At 67.3% G+C, this 15368-nt stretch carries 13 protein-coding genes; 8 read left to right on the top strand and 5 right to left on the bottom strand.

Going from position 1 to position 15368, the window contains the following annotated elements; translation table 11 throughout:
* Positions 1-10 precede the first annotated feature (10 nt).
* From sdhA to BKK79_RS17045, 4 genes are all read right to left on the bottom strand, one after another.
* Entirely contained in the window at positions 11-1789 is a 1779-nt protein-coding gene (gene sdhA, locus BKK79_RS17060) for a succinate dehydrogenase flavoprotein subunit (protein ID WP_071014397.1), read from the bottom strand.
* 3 nt (positions 1790-1792) lie between these two features.
* Positions 1793-2158, bottom strand: a complete 366-nt coding sequence (sdhD, locus tag BKK79_RS17055) for a succinate dehydrogenase, hydrophobic membrane anchor protein (RefSeq protein ID WP_071014400.1) — start codon at positions 2156-2158, stop codon at positions 1793-1795.
* A gap of 11 nt (positions 2159-2169) precedes the next feature.
* Positions 2170-2580 carry a succinate dehydrogenase, cytochrome b556 subunit gene (gene sdhC / locus BKK79_RS17050; protein ID WP_071016506.1) on the bottom strand — a complete coding sequence of 137 codons (411 nt, stop codon included), beginning with the start codon at positions 2578-2580 and terminating at the stop codon, positions 2170-2172.
* A gap of 283 nt (positions 2581-2863) precedes the next feature.
* Complete coding sequence (locus BKK79_RS17045) at positions 2864-3733, bottom strand: GntR family transcriptional regulator (RefSeq protein ID WP_071014403.1); 870 nt, start codon at positions 3731-3733, stop codon at positions 2864-2866.
* A gap of 396 nt (positions 3734-4129) precedes the next feature.
* Between BKK79_RS17045 and BKK79_RS17040 the strand changes: the two genes are divergently transcribed.
* The 8 genes from BKK79_RS17040 to BKK79_RS17010 all read left to right on the top strand — a co-directional run bounded on the left by BKK79_RS17040 (position 4130) and on the right by BKK79_RS17010 (position 14457).
* Positions 4130-5113, top strand: coding sequence for a malate dehydrogenase (locus BKK79_RS17040; RefSeq protein ID WP_071014406.1), 984 nt, complete (start codon positions 4130-4132; stop codon positions 5111-5113).
* Between the two features lie 125 nt (positions 5114-5238).
* Positions 5239-6219: an HpcH/HpaI aldolase/citrate lyase family protein gene (locus BKK79_RS17035; protein ID WP_071014408.1), complete on the top strand. Its 981-nt coding sequence runs from the start codon at positions 5239-5241 to the stop codon at positions 6217-6219.
* A 73-nt stretch (positions 6220-6292) separates the two neighbouring features.
* The gene (prpC, locus tag BKK79_RS17030) at positions 6293-7519 is read left to right on the top strand and encodes a bifunctional 2-methylcitrate synthase/citrate synthase (protein ID WP_084084761.1); all 1227 of its coding nucleotides are present in this window, start codon (positions 6293-6295) and stop codon (positions 7517-7519) included.
* 182 nt (positions 7520-7701) lie between these two features.
* The gene (locus BKK79_RS17025) at positions 7702-8253 is read left to right on the top strand and encodes a hypothetical protein (RefSeq protein WP_071014411.1); all 552 of its coding nucleotides are present in this window, start codon (positions 7702-7704) and stop codon (positions 8251-8253) included.
* Between the two features lie 79 nt (positions 8254-8332).
* A complete protein-coding gene (locus BKK79_RS17020) occupies positions 8333-9784 on the top strand; it encodes a bifunctional 2-methylcitrate dehydratase/aconitate hydratase (protein ID WP_071038117.1) in 1452 nt (483 codons plus the stop codon).
* 229 nt (positions 9785-10013) lie between these two features.
* Positions 10014-12719 carry an aconitate hydratase AcnA gene (gene acnA / locus BKK79_RS17015; RefSeq protein ID WP_071038116.1) on the top strand — a complete coding sequence of 902 codons (2706 nt, stop codon included), beginning with the start codon at positions 10014-10016 and terminating at the stop codon, positions 12717-12719.
* Between the two features lie 291 nt (positions 12720-13010).
* Positions 13011-13151 carry a hypothetical protein gene (locus BKK79_RS41125; RefSeq protein ID WP_167366678.1) on the top strand — a complete coding sequence of 47 codons (141 nt, stop codon included), beginning with the start codon at positions 13011-13013 and terminating at the stop codon, positions 13149-13151.
* A 103-nt stretch (positions 13152-13254) separates the two neighbouring features.
* Entirely contained in the window at positions 13255-14457 is a 1203-nt protein-coding gene (locus BKK79_RS17010) for a DUF2863 family protein (RefSeq protein WP_071014419.1), read from the top strand.
* An 85-nt stretch (positions 14458-14542) separates the two neighbouring features.
* On the opposite strand, the gene trmB is transcribed toward BKK79_RS17010, so the two are convergent.
* Positions 14543-15214 carry a tRNA (guanine(46)-N(7))-methyltransferase TrmB gene (trmB, locus tag BKK79_RS17005; protein ID WP_197523928.1) on the bottom strand — a complete coding sequence of 224 codons (672 nt, stop codon included), beginning with the start codon at positions 15212-15214 and terminating at the stop codon, positions 14543-14545.
* Positions 15215-15368 lie beyond the last annotated feature (154 nt).

Genomic DNA, 15368 nt, shown 5'->3' with positions numbered 1-15368 from the left:
CGAGGCGGGCTTAGAACGTACGGGCCTTGGGCGGAACGCTTTCCACCGTCAGCGGCTTCATCGTCACCGGCTTGTAGTCGAGGCGGTTGCCCTCGCTGTAGAACAGCGTGTGCTTGAGCCAGTTCTCGTCGTCGCGGTTCGGGAAGTCGCTGTGCGCGTGAGCGCCGCGCGATTCCTTGCGGGCCGCCGCAGAGATCATCGTGGCCTTGGCCACTTCCGTCAGGTTGGCCACTTCCAGCGCTTCGACCAGCGCGGTGTTGAACACCTTGGACTTGTCCTTCAGGTGGATGTTGTCCGCGCGCTCTGCCACCTCGAGGATGCGCTCGACGCCCTCGTCCATCAGCTTCTGGGTACGGAACACGCCGGCATGCGACTGCATGTTCTTGCGGATGTCGTTGGCGACGTCCTGCGTGTACTCGCCCTTCGACGAAGCCTGCAGCCTGGCCAGGCGTTCCATCGCCCGGTCGGCGGCGTCGGCCGGCAGCGGCTTGTGTTCCTTGCTGTCGTTGACGTGCTTGACGATGTGGTTGCCGGCGGAACGGCCGAACACCACCAGGTCCAGCAGCGAGTTCGTGCCCAGGCGGTTGGCGCCGTGCACCGACACGCAGGAGCATTCGCCGATCGCGTAGAAGCCGTTGACCACCTCGTTCGGGCTGCCGTTCTTCGGCACCACCACCTGACCGTGGTAGTTGGTCGGAATGCCACCCATCTGGTAGTGGATGGTCGGCACCACCGGAATCGGTTCCTTGATCGCGTCGACGTTGGCGAACTTCATGCCGATCTCGCGAATCGACGGCAGGCGCTTCATGATGGTCTCGGCGCCGACGTGGGTCAGGTCGAGCAGCACGTAGTCGCCGTTCGGGCCGCAGCCACGGCCTTCCTTGATTTCCTGGTCCATCGAGCGCGAGACGAAGTCGCGCGGCGCCAGGTCCTTCAGCGTCGGCGCGTAGCGCTCCATGAAGCGCTCGCCGTCCTTGTTGCGCAGGATGCCGCCTTCGCCGCGCACGCCTTCGGTGATCAGCACGCCCGCGCCGGCCACGCCGGTCGGGTGGAACTGCCAGAACTCCATGTCTTCCAGCGGGATGCCGGCGCGCGCCGCCATGCCCAGGCCGTCACCCGTGTTGATGAAGGCGTTGGTGGAAGCAGCGTAGATGCGGCCGGCACCGCCGGTGGCGAACAGCGTGGTCTTGGCTTCGAGGATGTAGACCTCGCCGGTTTCCATTTCCAGCGCGGTCACGCCCAGCACGTCGCCGTCCTGGTCGCGGATCAGGTCCAGCGCCATCCACTCGACGAAGAAGTGCGTCTTGGCGCGAACATTGCGCTGGTACAGCGTGTGCAGCAGCGCGTGGCCGGTACGGTCGGCCGCGGCGCAGGCGCGCTGCACCGGCTTCTCGCCGTAGTTGGAGGTGTGCCCGCCGAAGGGACGCTGGTAGATGGTGCCGTCGGCATTGCGGTCGAACGGCATGCCGAAGTGTTCGAGCTCGTACACCACGTTCGGTGCCTCGCGGCACATGAACTCGATGGCGTCCTGGTCGCCCAGCCAGTCCGAACCCTTGATGGTGTCGTAGAAGTGGTAGTGCCAGTTGTCTTCGCTCATGTTGCCGAGCGAGGCACCGATACCACCCTGCGCCGCCACGGTGTGCGAGCGGGTGGGGAACACCTTCGACAGCACGGCCACGTTCAGGCCGGCTTCCGCGAGCTGGAGGGATGCGCGCATCCCGGAGCCGCCCGCCCCGACGATAACCACGTCAAAGCGGCGACGCGGCAATCCAGTCTTGACTGCGACCATTTATTACACCCTCCAGAGAATCTGAGCAGCGTAGCCCGCACAACCGACGAGCCACAGAATGGTAAGAACTTGCAGCACGAGGCGCACGGCCATCGGCTTCACATAGTCCATCCAGATATCGCGCACGCCGATCCAGGCGTGATACAGCAGCGACAGGATGGTCAGGAACGTCAGGATCTTCATCCACTGGTTGGCGAAGAGCCCCGCCCACGCTTCATAGGAAGCGCCGTTCGAGAGCAGGAAGGCAATGGCCAGCACGACCGTGAAGACCACCATCACACAGGCGGTCACGCGTTGCGCCAGCCAATCCTTGATACCGTAGTGCGCGCCGACGACCAGGCGCTTGGGACCGATATTATTGTTAGCCACCTTGACTCTCCTCAAAACACGCCGAACAGCTTCAGGCCGAAAATCGCGGTGAGCAGCAGGCTGACGATCAGGACGGCGACGGCGGACTTGGCGGAGGCCGGCTTGGTGACGCCGACGTGGACATCGAGCAGCAGGAAGCGGATACCGGCGCAGAAGTGATGCAGGTAGCCCCAGATCAGGGCCAGCAACACCAGCTTGACGAAGCCGTTGGAAAGCAGGGAAGTGAACTTGGCGAAGCTGAGTTCGGAAGTGACGCTCTGTTCGAACAGATACAGGATGAACGGCAGCAGCAGGAACATCATGGCACCGCTCGCGCGATGCAGGATGGATACCTTGCCGGCCCAGGGCAACCGATATCGCGCAAGCTGCGCGACATGGATGTTCCGGAATTCCGGCCTGGCTTGTTTGACGGCTTCAGCCATGCGAGACCCCATTAGCGGTAAACAAAAAACAAGAATTTCCTGTGCATCCGGAGCCTGAATGCAAATGGATGCACCGGGTGCAAATCCTGATGATTTTAGCGCCTTTGTTGCGCGCCGCACCAATAATTTTCAGCTATCGGGCACCAGGCTGGCGTACCCGACAACTGCCCACTACCCGTCCGGAACCGCTTTGGTGCAACCATTGCTTCCATCCAAGGCAACAGCCTGTCCGGCTATCGCACAATTCACAACAATCGGCACGCGGACGCGCGCCGCCCAAGGATCAACTCAAATCGTTCTGATAATAGTGGCGCGTCGTGACATACAGACCGCGCCGGACTTCGACAGGCCGATCCCCATAGGTGAACGAGACCCGCTCCACCGACAGCAGCGGCGAGCCCTCGGGCACCGAGAGCAGCGCGGCGGCGGTCGAATCGGCCGACACCGCACGAATCTTTTCGGAGGCACGGATCATCCGCGTGCCGAACTCCGCCTCGAACAGGGCATACATCGGCCCCTTCCACTCAGTCAGCTTCTCGGCCGTCAGGCCCTTGAAGTTGGTGCCGAGCAGCCAGATCTCGTCGAGCACAGTGGCCTCGCCCGAGAAGAACAGCACGCGGCGGATCTGCACCACGCTGTCGCCGGTGCGGATGTCCAGCAGGCGCGCGATCTCGGCAGGCGCCCGCAGGCGCTTGCATTCCAGCACGTGGCTGGCACCGTAATGCGGCTCGCCCTCGTCCGGCACCAGCCGCAGGAAGCGGAACTTGACCCCGTCCTCATGATGGGTGGTGACGAAGGTGCCCTTGCCCTGGCGGCGCGCCACCAGGTTCTCGCCCGCCAGCTCGTCGATGGCCTTGCGTACCGTACCCTGGCTGACCTTGTAGCGCGACGCCAGCTCCATCTCGCTCGGGATCATCTCGCCCGGCTTCCACTCGCCGGACTGCAGGCTCTTCATGATCAGGGCCTTGATCTGCTGGTAGAGCGGACTGAAGGTGGGCGAGGGAGCGGGGGCGGGAGGCGCGGCCGACACGGCGGGCGCGACCGGGCCCGCGGCGGGCGCGGACGGCTGCGCTCCGGCGCCGGGCGCAGCAGCACCGGGATCGGAAGCTCCGCTGGGCGGAACACCGGCGAAGGTCGAGGGCAGCGATGACATAGCCGGATTTCACCACAAAAAGCCGAAGCGCGTCCAGCCCAACATCAAATGTCTTATGTCTTATATAAGACATATGAATTGACTTTGCAAGGGGGGCGGCCTACACTCCGCCTGCCTCGAGCAGCCACGCAGGCAGCCACGCCACGTGCCATGTGGAGCCTGGACCGCGATGTTGCTATGGATGTGGCATGCCGCTTCGCAGTAGACTTACGCCTTGTCGCATCGCCATGACCCGTCGCGGCACCAGCCCATCCGGCCGCCGCGCTGCGCCCCGCGCAGGCGGTGCAGACGGACTGCCGCCTGCCGCCGTGGCGACAACCCGCAGCGGTGCGATGCCCGCGTCCGTGCGGCGCGACACCGACCGGTTTCCCCCTTTTCTCGTTTGGAGATTTACTCATGGCTAAAGCCCCAATGCGCGTCGCAGTCACCGGCGCCGCTGGCCAGATCGGCTATTCCCTGCTGTTCCGCATCGCCAACGGCGACATGCTGGGCAAAGACCAGCCGGTCATCCTCCAACTGCTCGACCTCCCGCAAGCCCAGGCCGCCGTCAAGGGCGTGGTGATGGAACTGGAAGACTGCGCGTTCCCGCTGCTGGCCGGCGTGGTGATCACCGATGATCCCAAGGTCGCCTTCAAGGACGCCGACGTGGCCCTGCTGGTGGGCGCCCGCCCCCGCAGCAAGGGCATGGAACGCAAGGACCTGCTGGAAGCCAACGCCCAGATCTTCACGGTGCAGGGCAAGGCACTGAACGACGTCGCCAGCCGCAACGTCAAGGTCCTGGTGGTCGGCAACCCCGCCAACACCAATGCCTACATCGCCATGAAGTCGGCGCCGGACCTGCCGCGCGAGAACTTCACCGCGATGCTGCGCCTGGATCACAACCGCGCCCTGTCGCAGATCGCCGCCAAGACCGGCAAGCCGGTCGCATCGATCGAGAAGCTGTTCGTGTGGGGCAACCACAGCCCGACCATGTACGCCGACTACCGCTATGCGACCGTCGACGGCCAGAGCGTCAAGGACCTGATCAACGACCCGGTGTGGAACAACGACGTGTTCCTGCCGACCGTCGGCAAGCGCGGTGCCGCCATCATCGAGGCGCGCGGCCTGTCGTCGGCCGCTTCGGCAGCCAACGCCGCCATCGACCACGTGCGCGACTGGGTGCTGGGCACCAACGGCAAGGTCGTCACCATGGGCATCCCGTCGAACGGTGAATACGGCATCCCGCAGGACGTGATGTTCGGCTACCCGGTCACCACGGCCAACGGCAAGTACGAGATCGTCAAGGGTCTCGAGATCGACGCGTACAGCCAGGAAAAGATCAACATCACGCTGAATGAGCTCGAAGAAGAGCGCGCCGGCGTGCAGCACCTGCTGGGCTGATCCCGCACCTTCCCGCAAGGCGCCATGACAGGCCGGAGCCCCGCAACGATTCTCGGATCGGCGCGGGCTCCGGCCTGTTTGCTTTGGCCCTGCCCCATCCATCCCGATTGAATAGAACCCTCAACGTGCATCCCTCCGAGATCTTGTTCCAGGGCGAGACCATGCCGGTCCAGTTGCCCGTGTGCGACCACTACGCCGGCAGCGAGAAGCTGATGCTCAAGTCGCTCGCCCTGCAACAAGAGCTTGGGCCGGTCTTCGACCTCACCTTCGACTGCGAAGACGGCGCTGCGGTAGGCCAGGAGCGCGAACACGCCCAGCTTTGCGCGCGCCTGGTCAACAGCCCGCTCAACATCCATAACCGGGTCGGCGTGCGCGTGCACGCGCCCTCCCATCCCTCGTGGCGCAGCGATGTCGAGATCCTGGTCGGCGCAGCCGGGGCACGACTGGCCTACGTGGTGGTGCCCAAGGCCACCGACGTGGTGGAAATCGCCCGTGTGACCGACCATGTGAACCAGGTAGCGCGCTCGGCAGGCATTGCCCGTCACATTCCCATCCATGCGCTGGTGGAAACCCATGCCGCCCTGGAGCAGGTGTTCGAGATCGCCTCACTGGTGCAGGTCGAGTGCCTCAGCTTCGGCCTGATGGACTTCGTCTCGGCCCACCACGGCGCCATTCCCGGCGAGGCGATGCGCTCGCCGCAGCAGTTCGAACACCCGCTGGTCCGCCGCGCCATGCTGGAAATCTCGGCGGCCTGCCACCGGCACGGCAAGGTGCCCTCGCACAACGTCAGCACCGACGTGCGCCACCCGGAGCGCGCCGGCGAGGACGCCCGGCGCGCGCGCGGAGAGTTCGGCTACCTGCGCAAGTGGAGCATCCACCCGAGCCAGGTGGAGCCGATCGTCGCGGCCTTCCGCCCGGAGCGCCAGGAAATCGGCGCCGCCAGCGAGATCCTGCTGGCCGCCTACGACAACAGCTGGGCGCCGATCCGCCACCAGGACCAGTTGCACGACCGCGCCAGCTACCGCTACTACTGGTCGCTGCTGCAGCGCGCGCACGCCACCGGCGCCGACCTGCCCGAACGCGTCCAGGAGCTGTTCTTCGCCTGATCCCGGGCTCGGGCCCGGCGGCTGGCGACTTCCCCCGATCCCTCAAGAAGACTCAAAGAACCAGGAGACACCGATGGCCAAAGCCAAGGCGGCAGCACCGACCAGCGCGGCGAACGAACCTGCCAGCCCCGACTCCGCACCCGCCGGCGTCACGGCGGCCCCGGCCGGGCCGAAGCCCAAGAAGTCCGTGGCCCTGTCCGGCGTGACCGCCGGCAACACCGCGCTGTGCACGGTCGGCCGCAGCGGCAACGACCTGCACTACCGCGGCTACGACATCCTCGACATCGCCGACGCCTGCGAATTCGAGGAGATCGCCCACCTGCTGGTGCACGGCAAGCTGCCCACCAAGGCCGAGCTGCGCGCCTACAAGACCAAGCTCAAGGCCCTGCGCGGCCTGCCCGCCAACGTCAAGGCCGCCCTCGAATGGGTGCCCGCCAGCGCCCACCCGATGGACGTGATGCGCACCGGCGTGTCCGTGCTCGGCACCGTGCTGCCCGAGAAGGACGACCACAACACCCCCGACGCGCGCGACATCGCCGACCGCCTGATGGCCAGCCTCGGCTCGATGCTGCTGTACTGGTACCACTACAGCCACAACGGCCGCCGCATCGAGGTCGAGACCGACGACGACTCCATCGGCGCCCACTTCCTGCACCTGCTGCACGGCGAGAAGCCCTCGGCCCTGTGGGAGCGCGCCATGCACACCTCGCTGATCCTGTACGCGGAGCACGAGTTCAACGCCTCGACCTTCACCGGCCGCGTCATCGCCGGCACCGGCTCGGACATGTACTCGTCGATCTGCGGCGCCATCGGCGCGCTGCGCGGCCCGAAGCACGGCGGCGCCAACGAAGTGGCCTTCGAGATCCAGAAGCGCTACGACACCCCCGACGAGGCCCAGGCCGACATCACGCGCCGCGTGGAGAACAAGGAAGTGGTGATCGGCTTCGGCCACCCGGTGTACACCATCGGCGACCCGCGCAACAAGGTCATCAAGGAAGTCGCGCGCAATCTGTCCAAGGACGCCGGCTCGATGAAGATGTTCGACATCGCCGAGCGCCTGGAGACCGTGATGTGGGACATCAAGAAGATGTTCCCCAACCTGGACTGGTTCAGCGCCGTCAGCTACCACATGATGGGCGTGCCCACCGCCATGTTCACCCCGCTGTTCGTCATCGCGCGCACCTCGGGCTGGGCCGCGCACATCATCGAGCAGCGCATCGATAACAAGATCATCCGCCCCAGCGCCAACTACACCGGGCCGGATAACCTCAAGTTCGTGCCGATCGGCAAACGAAAGTGATCTATGAATATCATCACAGGCGGGAACGCCACCCGGCGGGGGGGATAATGTAACCAATGGCAGCGCCCCTACGCCCGCCGTCGCAAATCGTAGAGAATAGCGGCGGAACGGCACCGGGCCGCCCCATGGCGGGCCAGGGCCCGCCTTACCGAAGATCTTATTGCCCCGAAAGGAAACGTCTGATGAAACACCTCCTGATCGCCGCCTGCCTTGGCGCCCTCACCGTGACCGCCGCCGGCACCGCCGTGGCCCAGGAACCCGCCAAGAAGGCTGCGGCCAAGAAGGCGCCGGCCAAGAAGAAGGCCTCCAAGAAGGGCGCCACGGCCGCCGCGCCGGTGCCGCCCAAGGGCGAGAAGTGGAGCTGCGAACTGGGCAACAGCCTCTATGTCGACGGCAACATGCTGCGCGACGAGGTCCTGACCCTGAACTGGCAAGGCAAGGAATACAAGCTGCCGCGCCAGACCACCGTGACCGGCGCCGACCGCTACTATGATTCCCACTCGGGCCTCGACCTGGTCGTGATCCCGAGCAAGGCGATGCTGTTCGACCGCAAGGAAGGCCATCGCCTGGCCGACGAATGCCAGACCGTGGCCATGCAGGGCGGTGCCGCCGCGCCGACCCAGGCCGGCGCGCTGCGCGCCCCGGTGGCCACCCCGCTGCTGGTCGCGCCCGCCCAGCAGCCGGCACAGCCGCAGGATGCTGCACAGCAACAGAACGCACAGCCGCACCAGTAAGCCAGGCAGCAAGCCCGCCGGGCGGCCAGCCCGGCAAGCCAGACCCGCCGCAGACAGGCAGGAGCGCCGAGGGAACCCCATGTCCACAGCCATCTCCCATGTCCGTCCCGATACCGACCAGGTCATCGTCGACATCGTCGACTATGTGACGCGGTACCAGATCAAGAGCGCCCTGGCCTACGACACGGCCCGCAACTGCCTGATCGACACCTTGGGCTGCGGGCTGGAGGCGCTCTCCTACCCCGCCTGCACCAAGCTGCTCGGGCCTGTCGTGCCCGGCACGGTGGTGCCAAACGGCGCCAAGGTGCCCGGCACCCAATTCCAGCTCGACCCCGTCCAGGCCGCCTTCAACATCGGCGCCATGGTGCGCTGGCTGGACTTCAACGACACCTGGCTGGCCGCCGAATGGGGCCACCCCTCCGACAACCTCGGCGCCATCCTGGCCACCGCCGACTGGCTGTCGCGCAACCACGTCGCCGCCGGGCGCAAACCCCTGCTGATGAAGGATGTGCTGGCGGCCATGATCAAGGCGCACGAGATCCAGGGCTGCCTGGCGCTCGAGAATGCCTTCAACCGGGTCGGCCTGGACCACGTGGTGCTGGTCAAGGTGGCCTCCACCGCGGTCGCGGCCCGTCTGCTGGGCCTGTCGCACGACGAGATCGCCAACGCGGTGTCGCTGGCCTGGGTCGACGGCCAGCCGCTGCGCACCTACCGCCACGCCCCCAACACCGGCAGCCGCAAGAGCTGGGCCGCCGGCGACGCCACCAGCCGGGCCGTGCGGCTGGCACTGATCGCCCGCACCGGCGAGATGGGTTATCCCTCGGTGCTGAGCGCCAGGACCTGGGGCTTCTACGACGTGCTGTATCGCGGCCAGCCCTTCCGCTTCCAGCGCCCCTATGGCAGCTACGTGATGGAGAACGTGCTGTTCAAGGTGGCCTTCCCGGCCGAATTCCACGCGCAGACGGCCGCCGAGGCCGCCATGGCGCTGCACCGGCAACTGGCTGCGGCAGGCCGTAGCGCGGCCGACATCCGCCGCGTCACCATCCGCACCCACGAGGCCTGCCTGCGCATCATCGACAAGCATGGCCCGCTGGCCAACCCGGCCGATCGCGACCACTGCATCCAGTACATGGTGGCAGTGCCGCTGCTGCGCGGCCGGCTGACGGCCGCCGACTACGAGGACGAGGCCGCCGCCGACCCGCGTATCGACGCGCTGCGGGAGAAGATCGCCTGTGTCGAGGACCCGGCCTTCACCGCCGACTACCACGATCCCGACAAACGCTCGATCGCCAACGGCCTGACGGTCGAGCTGGACGACGGCACGGTACTGCCCGAGGTGGTGGTCGAATACCCGCTCGGGCACAAGCGCCGCCGCGCCGAGGGCATCCCCCTGCTGGTCGGGAAGTTCCGCGCCAACCTGGCGCGCCGCTTCCCGCCGCGCCAGCAGCAGGCCATCCTGGACGTCTCGCTGGACCAGGCGCGCCTTGAAGCGATGCCGGTCCACGAATACGTCGACCTGTACGTGATCTGAGCCGGCCCTTGCCGCACGACACGGGTTGCCCTGCGCCACGGGCCGGAGCTAAAGTTGAGCATTGCAGCCGGCGGCACTTTCCGCCGCCGGCGACCGGGGGCTGCAGCGCGTGCCGCCCCTCCCGCGATGCGGGCTCGGGCCCCGCCCCGGCACCGGGCCGGCACCGCGAAAAGAAGAAGTCAGCATCCATCTCAGTCCGCCCGCATCACCCTTCGATTGGAGTAAGGCAATGCCCCACAACCTCGACAAGACTCTGAAAGAATTCAAGATCGGCCCCTCGGCCAAAGGCAAGTTCTACTCCCTGCCCCAGCTCGGCAAGGAACTCGGCGTAGCCATCGAGCGGCTGCCGGTATCGATCCGCCTCGTGCTCGAATCCGTGCTGCGCAATTGCGACGGCAAGAAGGTGACCGAGGAACACGTCAGGCAGCTGGCCGGCTGGCAGCCCAATGCCGAGCGCGTCGACGAGATCCCTTTCGTGGTGGCCCGCGTGGTGCTGCAGGACTTCACCGGCGTGCCGCTGCTGGCCGACCTGGCCGCCATGCGCAACGTGGCCCAGAGCATGGGCAAGGATCCCAAGAAGATCGAGCCACTGGTGCCGGTGGACCTGGTGGTCGACCACTCCGTGCAGGTCGACCACTATGGCGAGAAGAAGGCGCTGGACCTGAACATGCAGCTGGAATTCAAGCGCAACAACGAGCGCTACCAGTTCATGAAGTGGGGCATGCAGGCCTTCGACACCTTCGGCGTGGTGCAGCCAGGCTTCGGCATCGTGCACCAGGTCAACCTCGAATACCTGGCACGCGGCGTCCACAAGAAGGACGGTGTCTACTATCCTGACACCCTGGTCGGCACCGACAGCCACACCACCATGATCAACGGCATCGGCGTGGTCGGCTGGGGCGTCGGCGGCATCGAGGCCGAAGCCGGCATGCTCGGCCAGCCGGTCTACTTCCTGACCCCGGACGTGGTCGGCGTCGAGCTCAAGGGCCGCCTGCGCGAAGGCGTGACGGCCACCGACCTGGTGCTGACCATCACCGAGATGCTGCGCCGCGAGAAAGTGGTCGGCAAGTTCGTCGAGTTCTTCGGCGAAGGCACCGCCAGCCTGTCGGTGCCGGACCGCGCCACCATCGGCAACATGGCGCCCGAGTACGGCGCCACCATGGGCTTCTTCCCGGTCGACGAAAAGACCATCGACTACTTCCAGGGCACCGGCCGCACCGACAAGGAGATCGCCGCCTTCGAGGGCTACTTCCGCGCCCAGGAACTGTTCGGCGTGCCGCGCGCCGGCGAGATCGACTACACCAAGACGCTGACGCTGGACCTGGGCTCGGTGGCGCCGTCGCTGGCCGGCCCGAAGCGCCCGCAGGACCGCATCGAGATCGGCGATGTCAAGTCGACCTTCGCCTCGCTGTTCGCCAAGCCGGTGGCCGAGAACGGCTTCAACAAGGACGTCGCGGAACTGGACAAGCCCTACCAGACCGCCGACGGCATCGAGATCAAGAACGGTGACGTGCTGATCGCCGCCATCACCTCCTGCACCAACACCTCCAACCCGAGCGTGCTGCTGGCGGCCGGCCTGCTGGCCAAGAAGGCGGTCGAGGCAGGCCTGACCGTGGCCAAGCACATCAAGACCTCGCTGGCCCCCGGAAGCCGCGTGGTGACCGAATACCTGAAGGCGGCCGGCCTGCTGCCCTACCTGGAAAAGCTGGGCTTCGACGTAGCCGCCTATGGCTGCACCACCTGCATCGGCAACGCCGGCGACCTGACGCCGGAGATCAACGAGGCCATCGTCAAGAACGACCTGGTGGCCGCCGCCGTGCTGTCCGGCAACCGCAACTTCGAGGCGCGCATCCACCCGAACATCCGCGCCAACTTCCTGGCCTCGCCGCCGCTGGTGGTGGCCTACGCCATCGCCGGCACCATGACGCGCGACCTGATGACCGAGCCGGTCGGCCAGGGCAAGGGCGGGCGCGACATCTACCTGGGCGACATCTGGCCAAGCTCGGAAGAGATCCACGCGCTGATGAAGTTCGCGATGAATTCGGACGTGTTCAAGAAGAACTACGCCCAGGTCAACAAGCCGAGCAAGCTGTGGGCGGACATCACCGGCACCAGCGGCCAGGTCTACGACTGGCCGACCTCCACCTACATCGCCGAACCGCCCTTCTTCCAGGACTTCAGCATGGAGCCGGCCCAGAGCGTCAGCAACGTGCGCGGCGCGCGCGCGCTGGGCATCTTCGGCGACTCGGTCACCACCGACCACATCTCGCCGGCAGGCTCGATCAAGGACACCTCGCCGGCCGGCAAGTACCTGCAGGAACACGGCGTGCTGAAGGCCGACTTCAACAGCTATGGCTCGCGCCGCGGCAACCATGAGGTGATGATGCGCGGCACCTTCGCCAACGTGCGCATCAAGAACCTGATGATCCCGCCCAAGGCCGACGGCTCGCGCGTGGAAGGCGGCCTGACGCTGCATCAGCCGGACGGCGAGCAGATGTCGATCTACGACGCGGCCATGCAGTACATCGCCGCGGGCACGCCGACCGTGGTCTTCGGCGGCGAGGAATACGGCACCGGCTCGTCGCGCGACTGGGCGGCCAAGGGCACCCAGCTGCTCGGCGTCAAGGCGGTGATCGCGCGCAGCTTCGAGCGCATCCACCGCTCCAACCTGGTCGGCATGGGCGTGCTGCCGCTGCAGTTCAAGGGCAACGACAGCGCGCAGTCGCTCGGCCTCACCGGCACCGAGACCTTCGACATCGAAGGCATCGAGGGCGAGCTGAAGCCGCAGCAGGACGTGACCCTGGTGATCCACCGCGCCGACGGCGAGGCGCAGCGCGTGCCGGTGCTGCTGCGCATCGACACCCCGATCGAGGTGGATTACTACAACCACGGCGGCATCCTGCCCTTCGTGCTGCGCCAGCTGCTGGCCGCCTGAGGCCGGACGCCGGCACCCCCCGCGGGTGCCGGCCCTGGCCGCCGTGCCGGGCCGCCAGCGAGCGCCCCGGCCCCGTGCGCCGCCGGCCCGGTGCCGCAGGCGGCGCACGGCTTTCCGGCCCGGTCGGCGCCGCGCCGGGAGCCGGCAACAGCCGGCCCGCCGGACCGACCATGTAAGTTCCACGCAAGGCGGCGCTGCCAGACTGTCTCCTACACCTACAACAAGGCCAGGGCCGGCGCCGCCGGCCGCCAGGCAGGCGGGCCCGCGGCCCGCCACCCACCAGGAGACACCATGGTCAAGATCCTCATCGCTTTCGTGCTGGTCGCCGGCGGCGCACTCTACCTGCTGACGCGCAGCGGCGGCGACATCGCCATCGCCGGTGAGCAGCACAGCGTGGAATCGCACGCCCCCGCCGCGCCGGCCGGGAAATAGGACGCCAGGGGGCGCAATCCCCGCGTACGGCCCCTGCCGTGGCCGCGTTTTCCATGGCTGCGAGTAGAATACCGTTTTACCGAATCACGGATGGTTTCTACATATGGCAGGTTTTCGCTCCAAGGCTTCCCCTCGTCTTTCACCCGACGCCGAGCGACTGGTGGCGGACGCGCTCGCCCTCGATGCCTCGGGCAGCCGCATGGAAGACGGGTACTGGGAGCGGAGGCTCTCGCAACGGCTCGGCCGGCTGCTGAAGAACGGCAGCCAGTCGGCGCTGGACGCGGCACTCGAACACCTGTTCAAGCACAATCCGGACGCCTCCGACGTGCTGGCCGAGCAGGCCGAGACGCTGGCCGAATCGGCCACCGTGGAGCTCGACGGGGTGCGCTACGATGCGCTGCTGATCGCCGCGCCCATCCTGGCCCATACCCGCTACGCCATTCCCTCGGGCGCGCTCAAGCCCGACCTGGTGCAGACGCTCACCGTGCACCTGCAGGCCCACGTGCTGGCCGCGCAGACCAAGGTGGCGCTGTCGCCCTATCTGTACAGCATCGACCAGCTGCCGCGCACCCATAGCGACACCTTCGCGCTGACGCACAAGCTGCTGTCGGCCGCGCTGGCCGGCAACGCGCCCAAGGTCGACCTGCGCGACCTGCCCGAGACCGCCCCCATCCTGGCCGACCCGCGCTACCTGCTGGCCGTGGTGGTGGCACCGCACGAAGGCCCGCTGTTCCGCTGGCAGGAAGACGCCAAGGAACACCATGCCGAGCGCTCGATCTGCCTGGAGCATTGGCGCACCCAGGTACAGCCTTCTGTGGCCCTGCTGCTGCCCGGCTGCGAGTTCGAGCTGCTGCTGCCCGACGCCTTCTTCCTGTCCTGCCGCGAGTCGGACAAGAGCATCCGTCCGCTGACGGTGCGCGCGGCCGTCAACTACCTGTGCGGCACGCTGGACGTGCCGGCCGGCCAGTTGGCGGCGGTGCTGGCCGCCTTCGGCGAGGACGAGGTCGAGGAATACCGCGTGGGCTTCACCATGCGCGGCGAGAAAGACGTCATCTACGGCATCGTCTGGCCGGTCTACGGCCGCGAGGCGGGCGAGATCGACAGCGAGGAGAAAGGCGGTCCGGTCGAGCAGATCTGCGAGGAATTGCGCAACGCCGGCGTGGAAGACATCTTCCGCCATGCCGCACTGTTCGACCCCGAGTACTGCGAGGACTGCGGCACGCCGCTGTATGCCGACCGCACGGGCGAGATCGTCCACGCCGAACTGCCGGAAGACGCGCCCACGCAGCAGCCGCTGTTCCACTGAGCCGGAGCGCGTCCGCGCTCCCGCCCCCGCCGACGGCCCGCCTTGCGCGGGCCGTTTGCCTTGGTGCCCCCCCGCCGCGCGGCGCTCAGCCGGCCGCCTCGCTGACGCAGCGCCAGAGCGCATGGCCGGAGGCGCCGTACTTGCGCTCGAACGGCGTCATGGCCTCGGCCGGCTGCCAGGGTTCGATCCGTGCCGGCCGCCCGGCCAGGGCCAGCGCCCGCGCGAACTCTTCCACGTAGATCTGCCAGTTGCTGCGGCACTCCAGGTAGGCGCCGCAGGCGGCCAGCGCGGGGAACACGGCGTGCCCCTGCCAGCGCCGGCCCAGATGGCCGATCTTGGGCCAGGGGTTCGGATACAGCACGTAGTGGCGGGCCACCGCCACCTGCAGGTCCTGCAGCAGGCGCCACACGTCCACCAGGTCGGCGCGGGCCCAGACGAAGTTTCCGGGCCGCTCCCCCTCCCACCAGTCCTTGCCGGCGGCCAGGCGCTTTTCCGACTGGTCCACGCCGATGACGAAATGGTCGGGCCACGCCTGCGCCAGCCGCAATGTGCTCTCGCCCACGCCGCAGCCGGCGTCCAGGATCAGCGGCGCACCGCCGGCCTGCTGCCAGCGCGCCAGCGCCGCCTCCAGCGCATTGCGGCTGGCCTCGCCGACGGGCTTGCGGAAGGGCTCCGCCAGGTGGCGCGCCACGCGCGCGTCGAGGTGATCGTGGATGCCCGTCTGGGCCGAGGCGATGGTGCGGGAGTTGGCGAACATGGCCGCGATTCTACCGGGCCCGCAGCGAACGTCGGCGGAGCCCGCCGGGCGCGCCGCTGCGGTGCCGCACCCGGCCGACCGCGCACCGATGTCTTTTTGCCGGCACAATGCGGTCTGTCCGATCGAGAAACCGCCCGCCGGCGGCGCCACCGCG

The organism is Cupriavidus sp. USMAA2-4, assembly GCF_001854305.1.
Classification (GTDB): domain Bacteria; phylum Pseudomonadota; class Gammaproteobacteria; order Burkholderiales; family Burkholderiaceae; genus Cupriavidus; species Cupriavidus malaysiensis.
The sequence above is the reverse complement of the archived record's forward strand: the minus strand, read 5'-3'. Positions and strand labels throughout refer to the sequence as shown.